We start from the raw sequence: 20305 nt of genomic DNA, 5'->3' as shown, positions 1-20305 counted from the left end.
TCTAGATCAAGTTCCGCAGATGAACAAACAGCGTTTTCAACCAGGTTGCCAACTGAGGATACCGGACCCAGATTTTCCAAAACGCTCCAAGTGTCGGGGAGAAGGCAAGGGCGGAAAACACCCAGAAGGTGACTTTGGTGAGTCGAGCTTGCCTTTCAAGGGTCGCCTTTCGCTCGACCAATACGCTTCGTAGTTTGCTCGGATAGGTCTTGCTCTTGTCGAACAACGGCGAGAAAACGAACTCGAAGCCGGACTGGAGGCGGTCAATCTGGTAGCGAATGTTCTTGAGAACGTACCAGAGGACAATTGTTACCAGAAAGAGGCCAGCGCATCCAAGCAGGAACGTTGAATCCTCCTTCAACGCGTCGAGGGCGCTGATGGCGAGTAGCGACGCCGGAAGCGCGAGCAACTTTCCAGCCACATCTCCAAATGCGCCAGTTAGCTTAGAGGCGTACTCAAGCTCGGAATCGATTATCTTCTTGCGAACATCATCGAATGCAAAGTTCTGAATATATGCTTGGAAGTTTGCTCGATACTTCTGTTGGATAATTCGCCAATTCTCACAAAGGAACGTCAGGTCGTTCGACTCGGTGGATGCCGACGCGAGCGTGTCGGCAATCGCGCTCCGCATCGTCAGCAATCGCTCTTCGACGTGCAGCTTGTTGGCGTTTTCATCTGCCACTAGCTGCTCCAGCAATTGAAGGTGTGGCAGTTCAAATTCGAGCGCCTTTTCCTCAATCTTAATTTCCGCAAGAGCAGTCTTGCGAACCTTGGTCGCATCAGTAGGAAGAATGAACAGCAGGCGATTACTTCTACCGCTGAACTCCACGCGGTCGTCAGCAAGCTTCGACAGAAGCTTAATAAACTTTGCGAGCTGCTCCACCTTAACTATTTCTTCAGGCTTTACTTCGTCGGCGGAACAATAGTCGATGTCTGCCACGTAGTAATGCGCAGGCAACTTGCCGAACGCGAGGGACGGAGTTTGGCGCAACAAATCGGACAGAGACAGATAAACCCGCCCCTGTTCATTTGTCGGCATTTGAATTTCGGCTCTGACAGTACCGTCATCGCTGTCCTCGAGTTCCACCGTCCCGAAGGCAGCGCCCATGCGCTGGCACCGGGTTGCCAATTCAGCCGTGGCCGTGTTAATGGCCCCATTAAAGCTGCAAGAATAATCTTGCGTGAGTTGTGGTCGGCCTAGTGCACGATAAAGTGCGATGACATCTGAGAACATGGTCAACCGTCGTTCAACGTTTGTTGCAGGCGGCCAATCATCTCGTCCGACAAGTTCTGAATGGTCAGCGTGCGATTGTCCTCGTCAAAGAACAGTTCAGCGTTACGGTCGGTGCCCAGCATCGCTCTATCGAATTTCAGTGTGAGACGAGCGCCTTCCAGAACAACCTTCGTATGCTTCCGCAGCACGGTCTCGCTGACAAGAAAACCATCAGGCACCTTGAATCGGTCGCCGTTCAAGGTCTGAGTCATCTCACGCACAAGATGGGCATGTTCCGGGCGGACCACCCGGTCCATTACGTCCTGCAGCGCATCCATTGTCACAAGTCGTTGAGCATCTGCTTCCTGTCGCAGGAACGCGCTTAATGCGTCTTTTGCGGTGCGCAGATACGGGTTGAGTTCGTCGTTCTCGCGAAAAAATGCGTCGACAGCCTTGTACAGACGCGTTGTCGCTTTAGTTGACGAAACTCCGACTTCGCAGCCCAGAGCGTTAATGAAATACGCAGAGGAGCCGCGGTCCGCGCGCTTGGCGACGAACGACAAATATGTGACGTCTGCCTGCTCTTCGTCTTCATCGTCATGCAGCTCTGCCTCCAGTTCGATGGACTGTCGAAACTCGCCCACTCGAATCTGAGCAGCCTGATGCAGCTTCGACATATCGATTTCGACGATGTTGATTGGCACTAGGTTATCGTCAAGCTGCAAACCACTTCTTTGCTTAATCATCGCGACGATGACGCGAGTGTTACCCGCATCATCATCGTATGTGGCACAAAGGATGTGTCCACCTGTAGACGCTTGCTGCGCTTCCGCAGTTCGAGAAATTTCGTCAACAGCCAGATGCGAAAGGGCAAGAAAGCCTTCGACACTACTGACGTCGTTGACGTAGTCGGCAAATCGCCCGGGAAATGGACCTTCTCGCCCGTTGTTCCCAAAGCGTCCCCAGACCTGGCTGCTTTCTTTCTTCCCAAGCAATGTGACCATTCCTTGTACCAGTGAGAAAACTGAGGGCAGCGTGTTGTCCAGCAGACGATCCTTCTTGTCGACATTCGCAACGGGTTCGCCCGCTTCTTTAGTAAACCCGTGAATAACACTATGGCGAATCTGGATAGGCATGTTGGTCGCGGAATCGTGAAGTCCATGCCGACATGCATTAAGCATGCATTTGCGGCGCGACTTCGTTTTGGTTTTAAATAGGCGATTCGCAGGAGTTAAAGCACGCGCTTTCTCTCACAGCGGCTGCCGTAGTCTATCCCAGCGTTACGCGCGATCAGCATTTTTTTCGCCATACCGGAGACGAGCACTAATTACCGATTTGCCGAAGCTGTGCCTTGCCTGAATACTGTATGTTTATACAGTATTCGTGAGACTATTTCAATGACCGCGTCTTTTTTGAGGCACCACGTCAAGTCGGACTCGCACTGCGGCTGCTTGGCTGTTCGGTCGTTTGGTCGTTGCACCAAATACCGCAGATGCACCGCGTATTCCGCCCCCAATTTCTTCCTGATATTCGCCTTTTGATCGGGTGGCATCTCTACGTCTACCTTTCTTCGCTCGACCTTTGGCCAAACGTGCTTGTTAGGTCGACGCCCTTCAACGCGAGTTTTTCACAGCACCTAGCACATCTGTCGCGTCGCGGCTCAGCGGTCCAGTTCCACCGTCAATGTGTGCTTGCAAAGCAGGAAAATTACGCCTACGATGTTAACGTTAGAAACGTGAGCATTGTGAGTTAGCTATGAAATTGGAATTGGCGCAATTTGCCAAGGACGGAATACTTGCCGGAGCCCTTTCCGGACAAGAGGCGTTTGTGTCGCTTCTCAAAGGAACTACCAAGACAGCGATGTCAGAAGCTGTCTTTCTCGATTTTGCTGGGGTGGAGGTCGCGACCGGCAGTTTTTTGCGGGAGAGCGTTATCGCATACAGAAACCATGTGCGTGACGCGTTCCCGCTGCTCTACCCCGTGGTCGCAAACGCCAACCAGACCGTTGTTGAAGAACTTGTGATGTTGTTGCAGTTGCGAAGCGACGCTGTTGTCGTTTGCGAACTGAACGAACGCGGCATCGTAAGCCGCCCGCAAATCATCGGGATCGTGGACGGTAAGCAGCAACAAGCATTGCTCGAAGTTTTACAAAGAGAAGAGACTGACGCGCCTACGTTGGCAAAAACTACTCCAGAGCAAAAGCCAACGGTGTGGAACAACAGACTGTCGGCTCTCGTGGCGAAAGGTCTTCTAATGGAAGTCGGAAACGGCAAAACCAAGCGCTATCGCGCGGTGATAGAGGGATTAACGTATGGGAGTTGATTTTCTTGAGCGCACGGCACCGAAATTCTGGAAAGCGGTCAGCCGGGATGCAGAGGCTGTGGCGCGGATGACAAGGGGAGTATCCACGTCCGGCCACCGCCGGATTGTCGTGGCGGATTGCGCTGCTGGCGCAGACGTCTCGGCAGGTCTGTCGCTCATTGTTCGGACAGATGGCAAGGAACTGGTGCTGATCGACGGGCTTTATGAGGTAGGCCGGGTTTATTCCCCTCCATTCGATGTGCTACGAAGTATCGAAGAAATGGGAGGATTTACGGAAGGGGTCGTTGAATACGTCAACACGCTCGGAGGTACATTCGATGTCGACCTTCCCTAAACAACCTACCGAAAAGTATGGCTTTCGCGACGCGAAAGACCTTTGGCATTCCGAGGGCCAAAATACTCGCTCGCTAGGCTGCACCAGTTGCAGTTTCAAGCGGGACTGTGGCGGCCTCAGCGTCAACGCGGGCTTCTTCGACTGCAATGCATTGTGCCGATGCGTCGACCCTAGTAAATGCTCCCGCGTTTGCCCAAACAACAAAAGTCAGCTTGTCCGGAGTATGAAAGAAATCCAAGGGTTGGATTTAGGCAATGTGCCGAGAGTTCCGCCCGTGGGCCGCGTCGCACTACCGCCATCGGTGCCGATGCTCTACCACGCGAGCAAACGTTCTGGTGCATTCGATAACCCAATAGCAGCGCTTTCGCTATTTAGGATGCTGGATAAGAAGTCAGGTCAATTACGCTATGATTCACCCGGAGCTTTAAGGTCCGCGTTCAAGATTGCTCCCAATGCCCGGGTCATTTTGAGTGGCACGCACACTGACCCTTCATTAGAGCGCGTGTGGGGATTGCCGGACAGAAAAGGGTTCTTCCGGTCGCTCACTGTTCTTGGAATCGATCTGGTAACGACCCCGAATTTCAGTCTTTTCTGCGACACGCCGAGGCTGGATGACCTACATAGTATTAAACGAATCGCGACTACCTATGCTGAAGCTACGCAAGCCGGGCTGGCTGCAGCATTGCATGTAAATGGCCGCACGGAGCGAGACTTTGAACGCTGGGCCGAATTCATAGCCGACCGGGATGAAATCGAGTGGCTGTGCTTCGAATTCGGTACGGGTGCTGGCCGTCAATCACGGATCGGTTTTCACATACAGCAGATTACTGCCGTAGCACAATTCGTATCTCGGCCACTTCGCCTCGTCATTCGAGGTGGGACGAGCGAACTATCCCGTTTGCGTCCGCATTTCGAGCAAATAAGCGTGATCGATACGAGCGCTTTCTTAAAAACACAGCAACGGCAACGCGCCGCAATTGTAGACGGACAACTGCGCTGGACCGCCTCCCCGACCCAGCAGGACGAATCTCTCGACGCACTACTGGCGCACAACGTCGACACAGTAGCGCATCATGTCAATGAATTGGCTCAATGAAGCAACGTTTGCTGAAGTGGCTTGCAAACAACGCTGGCCATAAAGCCTTGAACTGAGGGCCGTTGCCATGTGGTCGCAGACACCAGTCTAGGTCCAGCGCCAGAAATCGTTAGGGCATGGTCGCCGGAGCGGAATCGCAGTTCTGCGTTCAGCGCTGCCAGTCCAACAAACAACGCGTTAAACCCAAGTCCGTTCCCGGAGTTTTTGCCGTAGCGAGAGGTGCCATTTTGTAGGGCCATTCGAAGCGCTTCGCCGCCATCATGAAGCTCGACATAGTCTGGGTGTGACCTCAAGCTGTTCAGGATGCCAATACCACTGTCGCCCACAACGAATTCGAAACGAGCGGGCGAAGAGGAAAACCCGACAATACCGTCTTCGACGCGTTGGCTGTGCAGGTGAACGTTCTCCTCGATTTCCACCATCGCCCCAACGAGTGCTCGGGCTTCGGTTGCCGCCAGCCCAGCATGCCCCGCCGCAATACGCGCTTTGACGCAAAAATCGTCCCATGCGCGCCCAGGCTGAGAACGATGCGCCGTCGCTAAGAATCCAACGCTCCGTCCGGTTTGATTGTCTTCGATATATACCGGTCGACCGAGTCGGTTCGATTCCAGTGCCTCATTTAGAGCTAGGACTCGTCTGTATTGAGGAAGGTCCTCAAGCGTAGAAATCAACGGTTCGTTCGAACGCGCGTAGAGAAATAATTCGACTAGTGGCCCGAGGTCGCTGACATTAAGCGACGGCAGGAATGATTCCGCTGCCAGCCGCCTACGCTGTACGCCGAGCATTAAGTCATCGAGTAATTGGAACGTTAAATCCTGCATGCCCGACTTTGCCATAGCTATTGTTCTCAGTTTGGCCCTTTCGGCAGGATGCCATATTTTCGCCAGCGTTCGCGCAGATAAACCCGACAAATCCGACACATAATCTTGTGGCTCATTTCGGTACACCGCAATGCGCCAAGCGTTGAAGCAGACGGGGGGGGCGCAACAGGGTCAACCGTCAATTTGAGCTATGGTATAATTGAGCCACTAACTCAAAAGAGCCAGAGAAAAATCGTGCGCAAAGTCTACTACGGGCGAATTTCGACTACGGACGGCCAGTCCTCTGCAAGCCAGTACGAGGACGCCAAAGCCCACGGCGTGCAGGAGAAAGACGTGTTCATTGACGAGGGAGTAAGCGGCTACCACGTGGCCCCCGACGGGCGGGAACAGTGGCGGTGCGTCGAGCGTGATCTACGGCATGGCGGCATTCTGATCGTGCGCTGGCTGGACCGGATCAGTCGCCGTTACGACGAGCTGCACAGGACCATGCGCCGGTTGATGGAGGCCGGTGTTCGGGTCCAATGCACTCTCAACGGCACGGTGTTTGACGGGAGCGAGAAAGACCCGATCCAGAAGGCGACGCGCGATGCGGTGTTGGCGTTCATGGCGGCGCAGGGCGAAGCGGACTATACGAACCGGGCCGAGATGCAGCGGCGCGGTGTGGCAATCGCGAGGGCGGCAGGAAAATACAGGGGGCGCTCGCGCTCGAACGATTACGCGGCGATCAAGGCATGGCGCGCGGAAAACGGGGCGAGCATTCGAGTAACGGCTGAACAGTTCGGCGTCGCTCCCGCAACCGTCAAGCGCGCTTGTGCCGAGACCGCGTCGCGCTAGAAGCGTTCGTCTCCCGCCGGTTCAGTGCTCTCAGCCTTTACCCGCCCCAGCGGCCGCACCAATTGGGATAACTTGCGCACCTGCTTTCAGCCGTTCCAGATAGTCGGCCCACTGCTGCATCATCGAGCGGCGTTCCTTAATGAACTTGGTACGGTTATAAGCTGAGCCGAGGTTATCCGGTACTGCGTGCGCAAGCTGATGTTCGATCACTTCTGGTTTCTGCTCCAGTTCTTCGTGCAGAATCGTTCGGGCCATCGCGCGAAAGCCGTGTCCGGTTATTTCCGTGCGTGTGTCGTAGCCTAGTCGCCGAAGCGCGGCATTGATCGCGGCCTCGCTCATCGGGCGCAATGCTGAACGGGCACCGGGAAAGACATATCGTCCTTGACCAGTCAACGCGTATAGTTCTCGTAGGATAGCTACCACCTGTGTTGCCAGTGGAACCAGATGCTCTGTCTTCGTCTTCGTAACAAGGTAGCGCCATTCCCCTTTATCCAAATCGAACTGCGTCCATTCCGCCTGACGAAGCTCACCGGGCCGCACAAACAGCATAGGGGCAAGCTTGAGTGCGCAAAGCACGGGGAACGTACCCGAGAAACCGTCGAAAGCCCTGAGCATTTCTGCAACCTTGAGGGGTTCGGTGATGGCGGCGAAGTGAGTTTCGACCGGAGGTGGAATGGCCCCGACCAGGTCTCTTGCCGGATCGCCCTTCGCCTTACCCTCCTTGATCGCGTATCGGAAAACGCGGCTGATTTCGCTGCGCACCCGATGCGCAGAATACCGCGCGCCCCGGCTATCGATCCGCTTGAGTACCGCTAAAATCTCGGGAGCATCGATCTCGATAATGGGACGCTTGCCGAGCCACGGGAAAACGTCGTTTTCAAGTCTGGCCAGAGTCTTCTCGTGCTGGTCGATCTGCACAACCGTCTTGCGCTCTTCCAGCCATTCGCGCGCAACAACCTCAAATGAGTTATCCGCGTTCAATCGAGCTATGCGCCTGTCGATCTTTTTCTTCTCGCCCGGATCGATCCCCGCCGCCAGTTGCTCTCGCGCTATGTCCCGTTTCTTGCGCGCCGCAGCCAGTCCAACCGCCGGATAGACGCCCAGCGCCAGACGCTTTTCCTTGCCACCAAATCGATACTTGAGCCGCCAGTATTTTCCTCCTGATGGCGAGACTTCCAGATACATGCCCCCGCTGTCGGCAAGACGGTAAGTCTTCTCGCGAGGGGCTGCGTTGCGCACGGCAATGTCGGTAATGGGCATCTTGGCCTCGCTGGGGGCATTTTCTTCGAAAAAGCCAGATTTTCTGGCGTATGCCCCCTAAAATGCCCCGGCATGCCCCCGGATGTCAAGATACCCCATTGCATCGCAATGGACGATTCCAGAAACAAAAAACCCGCGAAGACGTTATCTGTCGCGGGTTTTCTGGATATTACCGAACTTAACTGAATCTGTACTTGGTGCCCAGGGCCGGAATCGAACCGGCACGCCTTGCGGCGGGGGATTTTGAGTCCCCTGCGTCTACCAATTTCACCACCTGGGCAGGTCCTGCAGCGCACGCGTCAGAGTAGGGCGCGCGGCGAAGACGCAGATTATGGCGGAAAATTCGACGGTCGGCAAGCCGGCTGCTTTCTTCGCAAGCTCAGCCATCAAACCGTGCGTGAAAACCGTTCGAGCGTCTGCTGGCCGAGATAGCGGTCGAACACCATCGCGATGTTACGCACGAGCATGCGTCCGGCCATCTGCACTTCGAGCTTGCTGCCGCCTATCGACACCAGTCCGTCCTGCTCGAAGCCGCGCAAGCGCTCCAGTTCCGGCTCGAACGTATCGGCGAAGCGGATGCCGTGCGCGGCTTCGAATTCTTCGAAGCGCAGTTCCAGATTACACATCAATTGCGTGATTACATCGCGACGCAGACGGTCGTCGGCGGTGAGCCGCACGCCGCGCGTGATCGCGAGTTTGCCGGCATCGATTGCCGCGGCATAGCCGGGCAGGTTCTTGGTGTTCTGCGCGTACACGTCCCCAACCTTGCCGATCGACGACGCACCGAAGCCAATCAGGTCGCATTCCGCACGCGTGCTGTACCCCTGGAAATTCCGCTGCAGCGTACGCTGCGCCTGGGCGCGCGCGAGTTCGTCGGTGGGCAGCGCGAAGTGATCCATGCCGATGTAGACATAGCCCGCGCCCGTGAGCCGCTCGACCACCCGTTGCAGGATCGCCAGGCGCACGGCGGGCGAGGGCAGCGTGGCCGCGTCCATCTGCCGTTGCATCTTGAAGAGCTGCGGCATGTGCGCATACGCGAACACCGAAAGGCGATCGGGCGCGAGCTCGATCATCGTGTCCAGCGTGCGGCTGAAGCTGTCGGCGGTTTGATGCGGCAGCCCGTAAATCAGATCGACGCCGATCGAGTGGAACCCCGTGTCACGCGCGGCTTGCATGACCGAGGCGGTCATTTCGAGCGGCTGAATGCGATTGATCGCCTGTTGCACCACCGGATCGAAATCCTGCACGCCGAGACTGAGCCGGTTGAAGCCGAGTGTGCGCAAATGCGCGATGGTCTCGGGCGACGCTTCGCGCGGATCGACTTCGATCGAATACTCGCCTTCACTATCGGGCAGCAACGTGAAGTGTTCGCGTGCCGTTGCCATCAGTTCCGCCATTTCATCGTGCGAAAGGAACGTGGGCGTGCCGCCGCCCCAATGCAATTGCGACACCGGGCGCCGCGTGTCGAAACACGCCGCCTGCAAAACCATTTCGCGCTTCAGGTGCTCGACATAGGGACGCGCGTGCGCGCGGTTTTTGGTGGCAACCTTGTTGCAACCGCAGTAGAAGCACACGGTGTCGCAAAAGGGGATGTGGAAGTACAGCGAGAGGTCGGTGGAGGACGCGCCTGGGTCGGCTGCGGCGCCTAAATAGTCGGCGGGATCGAACGCGTCGCGGAACTGCAAGGCGGTCGGATAGGACGTATACCGTGGACCGTTCGCGTTGTATTTGGCGAGCAGGTCGGGGCGGAATAGCGTGTTGGCGGTGGTCATGGGGCGCTCGGGTTTGACGGCCACCATCGAAGAGGCACGAGCCGGCGGGTTCTCGAGACCGGATCGAACCGCGCAGGTGCCTCTTGAGCGTGGCTTTTCGTATCCGCCAAGTTTACGTGGGCGACCCTCCGCCGGATTGTGTAAAAAGGTCGCACGCGATGCGATGGCACAATGCGGGTCTGGCGTTGCGTTGCCTCTTTTCGAGTTCAGGAAAAATGTCGTGAGTGATGTGCCGAACAGCGTTCTGAAGCGCGAGTCCCCATTCAATGTGGCCGGTCATGCGTGCCGCCCCGATTGCGGCGCGTGCTGTATCGCGCCGTCGATTTCGAGTCCGATCCCAGGCATGCCGCTTGGCAAGCCGGCGGGGGTGCGTTGCGTGCAACTCGGCGACGATCTGCGCTGCGCGATCTTCGGCCAGCCGGAGCGTCCTGCGTGTTGTTCCGGTCTGCGGCCGCAGGTGGAAATGTGCGGCGCGAGCCGCAGCGAAGCGCTCGCATGGCTCACCCAGCTTGAAACGCAGACTCAACCGCAACCGGCTGTGCGCCGATAACGCGCGCGAACCATTCCGCCACGTGATCCGCTCGCGCAAACAACCCAATCCGACGCAAACCAACGCAAACCAACGCAACCCAACGCAACCCAACGCAACCCAACGCAACCCAACGCAACCCAACGCAACCCAACGCAACCGCTTGCTCGAGAAGGCTTCCACAGGAGATTTCGCATGAATCGACCCGCTGCGCCGAACCGGCGCCGCTTCCTGCTTGCAGCGCTGACAGGCTGCACCGCGCTTGGTATCACCGTGTCGCTGGTGGCCTGCGCGACACCGATCTTCCCGTTCATCCCTTCGCATTACACGTTCTCGCAGCAGCAGGTGCAGGACGCTGTGCAGCGTAAATTCCCGTATCAGCGCACGGTTTCGCAAGTGTTCGATGTCGCGCTGACCAATCCGGTGGTCGGCTTCCTGCCGGACGCGAACCGCGTCTCGGTGAAGCTCGACGCCCGGCTCGCGAGCCCGTTCATGCCGCAACCGGTCGACGGCGTTTTCACGCTGTCGAGCGAGCTGGCCTACGACGCCGCCAGCAAATCGGTCGTGCTGAAGGCGCCGAGCGTCGACAACGTCAGCGTCAGCGGGCAGGCGCAGGCTTACACGCAGCAGATCAACGCCGCGGCGGCCGTGCTCGCCACACAGTTGCTGACCAACTATCCGATCTACACCTTCAAGCCCGAACAGCTGCAATTTGCCGGGGTGAATTACGAACCCGGTACAATCACCATCCTTACAAACGGCATACGCGTGCAAATCGTCGAGAAATGACGCTGCGCGCGGCCGGCAGGGCCGCGCGCGCACCGTGCTGACCGTGTTCGTTTCGACTATCTACAGCGATGAGGGTCACGGATGGACTGGCTATTGGCTTGCAAGGCGCTGATTCTGGGCGTCGTCGAAGGGCTGACGGAGTTTTTGCCGGTGTCGAGCACCGGTCATTTGATCGTCGCGGGCAGTCTGCTCAATTTCACGGATGACCACGCGAAAACCTTCGATGTCGTGATCCAGCTTGGTGCGATTCTGGCCGTGTGCTGGGAGTTTCGCCGCCGCATCGGCAGCGTGGTGGTCGGCTTGCCCAGCCGGCCCGACGCAAGGCGCTTCACGCTGAACGTGATCATCGCGACGATTCCGGCGGTTGTGCTCGGCTTGCTGTTCGAAAAGGCCATCAAGGCGGCGTTGTTTTCGCCGGTGCCGGTCGCGTTCGCGCTGGTGGCGGGCGGGGTGGTGATCCTGTGGGCGGAAGCGCGCCAGCGAGCGCGAGGCGACGTGGCGGCGCGGGTACGGAACGTTGACGATTTGAGCCCGCTAGATGCGTTGAAAGTCGGCCTCGCTCAATGTTTCGCTCTGATCCCGGGCATGTCGCGTTCGGGTTCGACGATCATCGGCGGGATGCTGTTTGGCCTCGAACGGCGCGTCGCCACGGAGTTTTCTTTCTTCCTCGCGATTCCAATCATCTTCGGCGCGACGGCTTACGAGCTCTATAAAGACTGGCATTTGCTGTCCGCCGACGCGCTTGGCAGTTTCGCGCTCGGCTTCGTGGCGGCCTTCGTCAGCGCCTTCGCCTGCGTGCGCTGGCTGCTGCGCTATATCTCCACGCACGATTTCACCGTGTTCGCGTGGTACCGGATCGGCTTCGGACTATTGATCCTGCTGGTGGGCTATAGCGGCGCGTTGAGCTGGGCGGACTGAGTCTGCGTTCCGTTTTCAACGTCATGAAAAAAGTCCGCGTTTGCGGACTTTTTTCTTATGGCGGGCGAGTTGTAGCGTGCAGGTTTACGCCGCGCCGCGCTTCCTGAACACCAGATCCCACACGCCATGCCCAAGCCGCAACCCACGGCGCTCGAACTTCGTCACCGGACGATATTCGGGGCGCGGCGCGTAGCCGTCGGCGGTATTTTGCAGCGCAGGATCGGCGCCCAACACCTCGAGCATCTGCTCGGCGTAGTTCTGCCAATCGGTCGCGCAATGCAGGTACGCGCCCGGCTTCAGACGCGAAACCAGCAACGCGACGAACTTTGGCTGGATTAGCCGGCGCTTGTGGTGGCGCGCCTTGTGCCAGGGGTCCGGGAAGAAGATATGCACGCCGTCGAGGCTATCCGGCGCGATCATTTGCTCAAGCACTTCGACAGCGTCGTGCTGAATGATGCGGATGTTCGACAGCGCCTGCTCGCCCATCAGCTTCAGCAGCGCGCCGACGCCCGGCTCGTGAACTTCGACGCCGAGGAAGTCGTCGCCGGGACGGTGCGAGGCGATTTCCGCGGTGGTCGCGCCCATCCCGAAGCCGATTTCCAGCACGCGCGGCGCTGCACGGCCGAACACGCTATTCCAGTCGGGTTGCTGTGGTGTGAAGGGTACGACGAAACGCGGGCCGAGTTCGTCCATCGCGCGGCGCTGGCCGGTCGACACGCGACCCGCACGCGTGACGAAGCTGCGGATGCGGCGTCGATGCAAAGCTTCTTCTTGCGGGGCGTCGGAGCCGGCATCGGCTGGTTGGCCTTCAGCTTCGGCGGAAGGCGGGAGTTCGTCCGGCAGGCCGGCGTCGTTTGGATCGTGGATCATTGTCGATGCTGCTACAAGGGTGAGGGCTTGGCGGCTTGCATGGCGTATTGCGAGGCGCCCTTTGCGCTTGCGCGGCACGGGCCGCAGTTCGCAGGCTCGCTTCGCTCGAATCGCCATGCCGGGCCGCTGCCACTACAAAAAAGCCGCCTTCATGGGAGGCGGCTCGTGCTGGATTCTGCTGATGGCTCAGCAGGAAGATGGAGCGGACGTTGCAAGTGCGCGTAAGGTAGCACACCCGAAAAGGGTGCGTCCAGACGGCGGCCGGCTTGAAGGAGGCCTGAGACTGGCAGAAAGATTACGGTTTCGTAACGGGATTCGCTATATGCGTGGGCGGTCCGGCTCATCGCGCGTTTGTGCGACTTCCCGAATGACAGGTGGGGAGTGAGTGTGTGAAGCGGGCGGGAAATGCGGCAGATTCAGATCCCTTTGCGAAGCCGCCTGGTCAATCGCCAGGCTGGCCGAAAAGAATCTGGAGCGGGCGATGGGAATCGAACCCACGGCTCTAGCTTGGGAAGCTAGGGTATTACCATTATACGACGCCCGCAGAACGCATAATTCTACTCGGGAAGGGGCGGTTAGCGCAAATCGCGCCGCCGCCCTTGCCCACGAGGCACACGGAGCGATGTTCAGATCACGAAGTAGGTCAACTGAACGGCCGCACGCGTCACCACCATCAGCAGCACCTGCACGATCACGAACAGCAGAATCGGCGAGAGGTCGATGCCGCCGAGTTGCGGCACCACGCGGCGCAGCGGATTCAGGAACGGCGCGGTCAGCTGGTACAGGATCGGCATGGCCGGCGAGCGCGGATTGAGCCACGACAGCAGCGCCATCAGGATCGTCATCCAGATGATCAGATTCAGCGCCCACTTGATGACGGTCAGCACGGCGACGATCAGCAGCGTCGGCACAAGCGTGAGCGGATCGGCGCCCGTGAGCACCACCATCAGCACTACATAGACAATTGCCGCAAGCAGCGCTGCAACGAGGCTCGCCCAGTCGATGTTGCGGGTGCTGTGCAGGATGTGCCGCAGGGGCAGCACGATCCAGTTGGTGACTTGCAGCACCGCGTTCGTGACGGGGTTGTACGGCGGCATGCGCACGACCTGCAGCCATGCGCGCAGCAGCAACGCTGCGCCGAACAGCGTAAAGACGGTATTGAGCAGAAAACGGGCGATATCGCCAAACATCTCGTGTCCTTATCCTTCGGATGGCGGCCGTCGATCGGCCGCGGGGCGCCGGCGTTGACCGATCGGTGCGCCGGCGGTTTCATTTGGATTGTCTGCGCCGTTCCCGCGGGAGGGCGCGTTACGCGTCAAAGTGGGGACGCGGTGGATCTATTTCCAGGCGTTCAAGTCAGGCTAATCGGCAAACTGCGTGCCGCCAAGCCACACTGGCCACGCGATATCACACAGAAACCTTGATTTCGCTGATCAGAATCGTGCCGTTGCCACCGTCGGTGTAGTTCGGGATGTCAGCAACCAACTGCTCCGAAGCTGGCTTGAAAACCTTGTAGAAGTTATCTGCGCTATCGAACAGGAAATGACCGGCGGCGACATACGGCGGCGGCGACCCCGGCGGCCCGGCGTTGATGCCGACGTCGACCGACCAGCCTCTCAGCGACGGCCCGAACAGCCTGGCCGCGAGCGGCATGTGTGTGACGCAGTAATAGTCCACGTCGAAGTGGCCGTTTTCCCGATACGGATAAAGGATGCTGACCTTGATCATTGTGCGTTCTCGTCTGTTGGTCCCGAAGCGCGGCGCTGGCGGATTGCGCGCGGCGCCGGACGTCACATTATCACGCCTTACTTGACGCTTGCACCTGCTGCGGCCTGATTCAGCGACCGGTTGAGCGATTCTTCCACCGCCTCGGCAATCGCCTCGATCGCGGCGGGCGGGTTTGCGCGGCGTTCGGCCAGGCCGACCGCGCGCCGCGTCAGCAAACCATATAGCGCGGCATGATCGCCGCCAAGGCCCTCCAGCAGCGCCAACTGCTTCTCCACGACACCCGTATCGCCGCGCGACACGGGGCCGGCGAGCGCGTTGGGCAGGCCCTTGTCGCGAGCGGTTTCGATGGTGCCGGAGAGCATCGGCAGCAGCGCGCGCAGCGCGTCGTCTTCGGCAAAGCCCAGCGTGCGCCATAGTGCGACGCATTCGGCGAGGCTGCATAGCGCGAAGCTGGCGGCGTAATGCGCGGCGGCGTGGTACAGCATGCGGCCGCCCGCTGGAATCGACAGCGGATGGCAGTGCAGGGCGACGGCGAGTGCCGTCAGTGCGTCCTTGAGCGCGCCGTCGGCCTCGATCGTCACCGAGCAGCCGGCGATCCGCTCGATGTCTGCGAGATCGCCGCTAAAGAGGTAGAGTGGGTGAAAGCCGCCAATCAAGGCGCCCTGGTCGCGCGCCGGGGCTAGCAATTCCACTGGCGAGGCGCCGCTGCAATGCACGAGCGCTTTGCCGTGCGGGCTGCCTGCCGTGTCCGCTGCGAACCGCAGTGTGTGCGCTGTCGTACCGATGCTGTCATCGGGAACAGCTAAAAAGACGATATCGGCGGCGTCGACAACCTGTTGTGGATCGTCGAATGCCGAGCAATACTCGATTTGACTGGCGAGCCGGCTGGCCGAAGTCGTGCGGCTAGCCACCGCCGTGACGGGATAGCCGGCGCGTGAAAAGCTCAGCGCGAGACAGCGCGCGAGCCGCCCCGCACCGATGAAGCCGAGGCGCGGCAGAGAGGGCTGGGACATGGTTGCCTGCTCCAGACGGGGTGCTTGAACGGGAAAGCAGAAGTATCGCGCATCCGTCCGGTAGTGGCGTGTCCCGATGCCGGCATTCCTCTGATCAGTGCGGGGGCGATATGGCGCCTCCGGTCGGTCATCCGGCCACGCGCGCCCCGCAGGTCCGAAAACTGCTCACAATTTCTTCTTGAGCCGGTTTGGCAGTCGCTGTTCTGGGTTTTTCGTCTCGCAGTCAGATTCGGGAGGTAACGATGAATATTTTTTCTTACCGAAAGCACTTGCGGTTCTTGACGCGTTCGCAGCGCCGTCGCTGGTGGGACCAGAAGAAGCGTTTGACCCCACGCGTGTGCATCAGCGGCGCGTACGTCCCGCCCAACGTCTCCAGAGAATTCGCCTATGTGAAGGTAGGCTGAAATATCGTCTGCTTACGAGTAAAAAATGCCCGGCGTGGTTGCGCCGGGCATTTTTTATGCTCAGCCGTCAGGATTGAAGCTAATTTGTAATCAAAGATTACTGACCGGTGAGTGCCTGAAGCCGCAAGAGCCGCAAAGCATCGGATTCGCGTTCGCTCGATCGCTGGCAAACCCTTAATTCTCAGTCCGTTACACCGCGTGTCCCGGCACCGCCGTGCCGATGCAAATTCCGAGCTCTTGTCGCCAATTGCAATTTGCAACAAATGCGAACATCTATGCGTGGTCTTTTTCGATACATTGAATTCATAGCATGCAAGGCATGCGAAGTTGGCGACCTTAGTGGGCCGCGCCAGGAGAATAAAAGTGAAAAAGATCGTTCCGTTTGTCGTTGCCGCCGCCCTTGGTGTGGGGTTCGCTACTGCTGCACAGGCGCACGTTTCCGTCGGTATCGGTATTGGCATTCCGGTCGCGCCGGCGTATCCGGTTTATGCTGCGCCACCGCCGGTTTATTACGCGCCGCCGCCTCCGCCGGTGGTCTATGCACCGGGCTATTACGCACCGCCGGCAGTCGTGGTGGGGGGGTATTACGGCGGCTATGGCCGTCCTTATTATCACCATGGCTACTACCGCGGTTACTACGGCCACGGCTACTATCGCCGCTAATCGCAAGACGAGCGGGGGATGTATTGACGGCGTAACGCCGGCTTGATCGCCGGGTTGCGCCGTTTGTGTTTTCACTGCGGCGTACCAAAGCACTGCCGAAGCTGGGAGAATGGCTGTTTCGCCACCGCTTCTGGAGAGTTTCGCCGATGCAAGTGCTTCCCGCTCCCACTTTCGACGATGTACTCGACGCCGCTGCGCGTCTTGAAGGTGTCGCCCACCGCACCCCCGTTCTAACCTCAAGCACGTTCAACGAGCGCACGGGCGCGTCGGTGTTCTTCAAGTGCGAAAATTTTCAGCGCATGGGCGCCTTCAAGTTTCGCGGCGCCTACAACGCGATTTCCCATTTCGACGCCGAGCAACGCAAAGCGGGCGTGCTGACGTACTCGTCGGGTAACCACGCGCAAGCGATCGCGCTGTCGGCGCGCCTCGCCGGGATTCACGCGACGATCATCATGCCGCACGACGCGCCTGCCGCCAAAGTCGCGGCGACCAAGGGCTATGGCGGCGAAGTGATCAGCTACGACCGCTACACCGAGAATCGCGAAGCGATCGGCCGGCGGCTCGCCGAAGAGCGTGGCATGACGTTGATTCCGCCGTACGACCATCCGCACGTGATCGCGGGGCAGGGCACGGCGGTGAAGGAGTTGATCGAAGAAACCGGCCCGCTCGACATGCTGTTTGTTTGCCTCGGCGGCGGTGGCCTGATCGGCGGCAGCGCGTTGTCGGCGGCGGCATTGAGCCCGGCGTGCACGGTGATCGGCGTCGAGCCTGAAGCGGGCAATGACGGCCAGCAATCGCTGGCTCGCGGCGAGATCGTGCATATCGAAGCACCGCGCACGATCGCTGATGGCGCTGCCTCCACGCATCTCGGCGACTACACGTTCGCAATTATTCAAAAGCTGGTCGCGCAGATCGAAACGGTCAGTGACGAGCAGTTGATCGAGACCCTGCGTTTCTTCGCACAGCGCATGAAGATCGTGGTCGAGCCGACGGGTTGTCTCGCTGCGGCTGCCGTGCTCAACGGCATCGTGCCGGTGAAGGGCAAGCGCGTGGGCGTGGTGGTGAGCGGCGGCAACGTCGATCTGGAGAAACTGGCGCAGTATCTCGCCTGATCGGCGGCCGATCGTTTTTACGCCGCGCTGTGCGCGGTGAAATTAATGGAAGGCGGCTCGCCTTGACGAGCCGTTTTTTCTAGCTCGCCATCTGTGCGGTCTGCACGATCAGATCGCGATAGCCGTTCACGATCACGCTATACGAGAAGTACGCGAACAGCAGCGCCGACAACACGTGGCACGCGCGCAGCAAACCGGTGCCGGCGCGTTTGCGTCCGTGGCTGCCGAGCCCACAGACAAAGATCGTCCAGCACAAGCCACCCAGGAAGAAGCCGCCGAGGAATACCGGTGCAGTCGTCACGCTGGTGGCGCCGGCTTTTGCAATCAATGCGCCGCCGACTGCGGCGAACCACAGAATCGCCGAAGGCGACGACATCGCCAGCAGCACGCCGCGCAAGAAACCGCGCCACGGGGAAAGATGCGGCGCGTTGGCATCCGCTTCTCCGGCGACTGCGGGTGCTGACGCTGGGAACAGCGCTTCACGCGCCATCTTCCACGTGAGAAACAGCAGGATCGCCGCGCCGCCGATCCACACTACCCAGCGCACCGATTCGAACTGCAGCAGCGCAGCCATTCCTGCGAGCGCTAGCGCCGCGTAAGCCAGATCGCCGAAACAGGAACCCAGGCCCAACCAGAAGCCCGGTTTGAAGCCGTGCGACAGCGTCAGCGAAATCATCGCGACATTGACGAGACCGATATCCAGACACAGCGACAACGACAGAAAAAAACCATCCGACATCATTGAAAAGGCATGCATCCGCGCAACGGCTCCATCAGTTTTGTTATTCAGACTTGTTCGAGCGGGCGCGATCCTGCTAGTAACTGGATCGCTTCGATGCCGACTGAATCCTAATAATTCAATGGCGTGATTCGAGGCCTGTTTTTACAGTCCCAGCTCATTCCACAAGGTGTCGATGCGCTGTTTGACCGAACGGTCCATCTCGATCGGGCGGCCCCATTCGCGATCGGTTTCGCCGGGCCATTTGTTGGTCGCGTCGAGCCCCATCTTCGATCCGAGACCCGCTACCGGCGAGGCGAAATCCAGATAGTCGATCGGCGTGCGATCGACCAGCACGGTGTCGCGCGCCGGATCGATACGCGTGGTGATCGCCCAGATCACTTCTTTCCAGTCGCGGATATTCACGTCCTCGTCGACCACGACGATGAACTTCGTATACATGAACTGGCGCAGGAAGCTCCACACGCCGAACATCACGCGTTTGGCGTGACCCGGGTAGCTCTTTTTCATCTGCACGATCGCCATCCGGTAGCTGCATCCTTCGGGCGGCAGATAGAAATCGGTGATCTCGGTGAACTGCTTTTGCAGCAGCGGCACAAACACTTCGTTGAGCGCGACGCCGAGCACGGCGGGCTCATCGGGCGGTTTGCCGGTGTAGGTGGAGTGATAGATCGCGTCGCGCCGCATCGTGATGCGCTCGACCGTGAAGACGGGAAACCACTCCTGCTCGTTGTAGTAGCCGGTGTGGTCGCCATAGGGACCTTCCAGCGCGTGTTCGTAAGCGGCCGATGCGCCCTTCGCCGGACGCGGCGGCGCGCCCGCGGGAGCAGGAGAGGGCGTGCCTTCCTGCGGATAGATGAAGCCTTCCAGAACGATTTCCGCGCGGGCTGGCACCTGCAAACTGTCGACGCCCGGCGTGAGGCATTTCGCGAGTTCGGTGCGGCCGCCGCGCAGCAACCCGGCGAACTGGTATTCGGAGAGCGTGTCGGGCACCGGCGTCACCGCACCGAGGATGGTCGCCGGATCGGCGCCCAGCACCACGGCCACGGGATACGGCTTGCCCGGATTCTGCAGCGCGAATTCGCGGAAATCGAGTGCGCCGCCGCGATGTGCGAGCCAGCGCATGATCAGTTTGTTACGCCCGATCAGCTGCTGGCGATATATGCCTAAATTTTGTCGGCTCTTATTCGGGCCTTTTGTGACGGTCAGGCCCCATGTGATCAGCGGCCCCGCATCGCCCGGCCAGCAAGTCTGAATGGGCAGCTTTCCGAGGTCGACATCGTTGCCTTCCCAGACGATTTCCTGACAGGGCGGCGCGCTCACCGTTTTGGGCGCCATGTCCCAAACCGCCTTCGCGAGCGAGAACAGTTTCCCGGCGTCCTTGAGCCCCTTCGGCGGCTCCGGTTCCTTCAGTGCGGAGAGCAGGCGGCCGACGTCGCGCAGCGACTCCAGCGCGGCGCCGTCGCCAACGCCCGCTTGCGCGTCGATCCCCATGCCGAGCGCGACGCGGCGCGGTGTGCCGAACAGGTTGCCGAGGACCGGGAACGCGTGCTGCTGCTGGCTCTCAAACAATATCGCCGGACCGCCGGCGCGCAGTACGCGGTCGCACAGTTCGGTCATTTCCAGGACGGGCGAGACGTTTTGCGAGATGCGGCGCAGTTCACCGATCGTTTCGAGACGGCCGACGAAATCGCGCAGGTCTTTGTATTTCATCTGGTGCGGTAGAGAGCCGCGCAAGCGGCAAAAAAGAAGGGGGCCGCAGGGCTTTGCGGTGCCAGAACGATTGTCGATTTTACCTGTGTTAGCACCTGCACGTAGATTGGCCAAACGGCCTACTTCCAGAGGCGTAATTGAGATAGCTCAAGAGGCGCGCGCCGTACGGTTTTCA

The 20305-nt window shown here is 59.3% G+C and carries 20 protein-coding genes and 2 tRNA genes; 9 read left to right on the top strand and 13 right to left on the bottom strand.

The features are described 5' to 3' along the window. Position 1: 1 nt before the first annotated feature. Entirely contained in the window at positions 2-1234 is a 1233-nt protein-coding gene (locus tag AYM40_RS16105; protein WP_063497080.1) for a hypothetical protein, read from the bottom strand. 2 nt (positions 1235-1236) lie between these two features. Then, a complete protein-coding gene (locus AYM40_RS38640; RefSeq protein ID WP_158515284.1) occupies positions 1237-2349 on the bottom strand; it encodes a nucleoid-associated protein in 1113 nt (370 codons plus the stop codon). 619 nt (positions 2350-2968) lie between these two features. On the opposite strand from AYM40_RS38640, the gene AYM40_RS16095 reads away from it, so the two are divergent. The 3 genes from AYM40_RS16095 to AYM40_RS16085 all read left to right on the top strand — a co-directional run bounded on the left by AYM40_RS16095 (position 2969) and on the right by AYM40_RS16085 (position 4965). Next, positions 2969-3535 (top strand): hypothetical protein, encoded by a 567-nt coding sequence (locus tag AYM40_RS16095; RefSeq protein WP_082855105.1) that lies wholly within the window; start codon positions 2969-2971, stop codon positions 3533-3535. Continuing rightward, the gene (locus AYM40_RS16090) at positions 3525-3869 is read left to right on the top strand and encodes a hypothetical protein (protein WP_063497078.1); all 345 of its coding nucleotides are present in this window, start codon (positions 3525-3527) and stop codon (positions 3867-3869) included. The genes AYM40_RS16095 and AYM40_RS16090 overlap by 11 nt, the downstream gene beginning before the upstream one ends. A gap of 223 nt (positions 3870-4092) precedes the next feature. Next, the gene (locus AYM40_RS16085) at positions 4093-4965 is read left to right on the top strand and encodes a DUF4417 domain-containing protein (RefSeq protein WP_148662184.1); all 873 of its coding nucleotides are present in this window, start codon (positions 4093-4095) and stop codon (positions 4963-4965) included. On the opposite strand, the gene AYM40_RS16080 is transcribed toward AYM40_RS16085, so the two are convergent. After that, entirely contained in the window at positions 4959-5801 is an 843-nt protein-coding gene (locus AYM40_RS16080) for a hypothetical protein (protein ID WP_063497076.1), read from the bottom strand. The two genes, AYM40_RS16085 and AYM40_RS16080, sit on opposite strands and share 7 nt — an antisense overlap. A 219-nt stretch (positions 5802-6020) precedes the next feature. On the opposite strand from AYM40_RS16080, the gene AYM40_RS16075 reads away from it, so the two are divergent. Then, a complete protein-coding gene (locus AYM40_RS16075) occupies positions 6021-6620 on the top strand; it encodes a recombinase family protein (RefSeq protein ID WP_063497075.1) in 600 nt (199 codons plus the stop codon). Positions 6621-6650: 30 nt separating this feature from the next. On the opposite strand, the gene AYM40_RS16070 is transcribed toward AYM40_RS16075, so the two are convergent. The 3 genes from AYM40_RS16070 to hemN form a co-directional block, all read right to left on the bottom strand. After that, positions 6651-7880, bottom strand: a complete 1230-nt coding sequence (locus AYM40_RS16070; protein WP_063497074.1) for a tyrosine-type recombinase/integrase — start codon at positions 7878-7880, stop codon at positions 6651-6653. Positions 7881-8075: 195 nt separating this feature from the next. Then, positions 8076-8160: transfer RNA gene (locus AYM40_RS16065), tRNA-Leu, on the bottom strand. A gap of 106 nt (positions 8161-8266) precedes the next feature. Further along, positions 8267-9652, bottom strand: a complete 1386-nt coding sequence (hemN, locus tag AYM40_RS16060; RefSeq protein WP_063497073.1) for an oxygen-independent coproporphyrinogen III oxidase — start codon at positions 9650-9652, stop codon at positions 8267-8269. Positions 9653-9872: 220 nt separating this feature from the next. Here hemN and AYM40_RS16055 point away from each other — a divergent pair, with 220 nt between their 5' ends. The 3 genes from AYM40_RS16055 (at position 9873) to AYM40_RS16045 (ending at position 11888) form a co-directional block, all read left to right on the top strand. Further along, complete coding sequence (locus AYM40_RS16055; RefSeq protein WP_082855104.1) at positions 9873-10202, top strand: YkgJ family cysteine cluster protein; 330 nt, start codon at positions 9873-9875, stop codon at positions 10200-10202. Positions 10203-10376: 174 nt separating this feature from the next. Beyond that, the gene (locus tag AYM40_RS16050) at positions 10377-10970 is read left to right on the top strand and encodes a DUF1439 domain-containing protein (protein ID WP_063497072.1); all 594 of its coding nucleotides are present in this window, start codon (positions 10377-10379) and stop codon (positions 10968-10970) included. Positions 10971-11051: 81 nt separating this feature from the next. Then, positions 11052-11888, top strand: coding sequence for an undecaprenyl-diphosphate phosphatase (locus tag AYM40_RS16045; RefSeq protein ID WP_063497071.1), 837 nt, complete (start codon positions 11052-11054; stop codon positions 11886-11888). Between the two features lie 84 nt (positions 11889-11972). Here the strand turns inward: AYM40_RS16045 and trmB are convergent, their stop codons facing one another. The 5 genes from trmB to AYM40_RS16020 form a co-directional block, all read right to left on the bottom strand. Continuing rightward, entirely contained in the window at positions 11973-12758 is a 786-nt protein-coding gene (trmB, locus tag AYM40_RS16040) for a tRNA (guanosine(46)-N7)-methyltransferase TrmB (RefSeq protein WP_063498057.1), read from the bottom strand. 470 nt (positions 12759-13228) lie between these two features. Beyond that, positions 13229-13302: transfer RNA gene (locus tag AYM40_RS16035), tRNA-Gly, on the bottom strand. Positions 13303-13384: 82 nt separating this feature from the next. Then, entirely contained in the window at positions 13385-13948 is a 564-nt protein-coding gene (locus AYM40_RS16030) for a YggT family protein (protein ID WP_063497070.1), read from the bottom strand. Positions 13949-14165: 217 nt separating this feature from the next. Then, positions 14166-14486 (bottom strand): EthD family reductase, encoded by a 321-nt coding sequence (locus AYM40_RS16025; protein ID WP_063498056.1) that lies wholly within the window; start codon positions 14484-14486, stop codon positions 14166-14168. Between the two features lie 77 nt (positions 14487-14563). Next, positions 14564-15499, bottom strand: coding sequence for a Rossmann-like and DUF2520 domain-containing protein (locus AYM40_RS16020; RefSeq protein WP_063497069.1), 936 nt, complete (start codon positions 15497-15499; stop codon positions 14564-14566). 767 nt (positions 15500-16266) lie between these two features. On the opposite strand from AYM40_RS16020, the gene AYM40_RS16015 reads away from it, so the two are divergent. Together AYM40_RS16015 and AYM40_RS16010 are read left to right on the top strand one after the other, a co-directional pair. Then, a complete protein-coding gene (locus AYM40_RS16015) occupies positions 16267-16566 on the top strand; it encodes a hypothetical protein (RefSeq protein WP_063497068.1) in 300 nt (99 codons plus the stop codon). 146 nt (positions 16567-16712) lie between these two features. Then, positions 16713-17678 (top strand): threo-3-hydroxy-L-aspartate ammonia-lyase, encoded by a 966-nt coding sequence (locus tag AYM40_RS16010; protein WP_063497067.1) that lies wholly within the window; start codon positions 16713-16715, stop codon positions 17676-17678. A 79-nt stretch (positions 17679-17757) separates the two neighbouring features. On the opposite strand, the gene AYM40_RS16005 is transcribed toward AYM40_RS16010, so the two are convergent. Then, positions 17758-18435 carry a LysE family translocator gene (locus tag AYM40_RS16005; RefSeq protein WP_063497066.1) on the bottom strand — a complete coding sequence of 226 codons (678 nt, stop codon included), beginning with the start codon at positions 18433-18435 and terminating at the stop codon, positions 17758-17760. A gap of 126 nt (positions 18436-18561) precedes the next feature. After that, positions 18562-20130: a UbiD family decarboxylase gene (locus AYM40_RS16000; protein ID WP_063497065.1), complete on the bottom strand. Its 1569-nt coding sequence runs from the start codon at positions 20128-20130 to the stop codon at positions 18562-18564. Between the last annotated feature and the right edge of the window lie 175 nt (positions 20131-20305).

It is taken from the genome of Paraburkholderia phytofirmans OLGA172 (genome assembly GCF_001634365.1).
Taxonomy (GTDB): domain Bacteria; phylum Pseudomonadota; class Gammaproteobacteria; order Burkholderiales; family Burkholderiaceae; genus Paraburkholderia.
The sequence above is the reverse complement of the archived record's forward strand: the minus strand, read 5'-3'. Positions and strand labels throughout refer to the sequence as shown.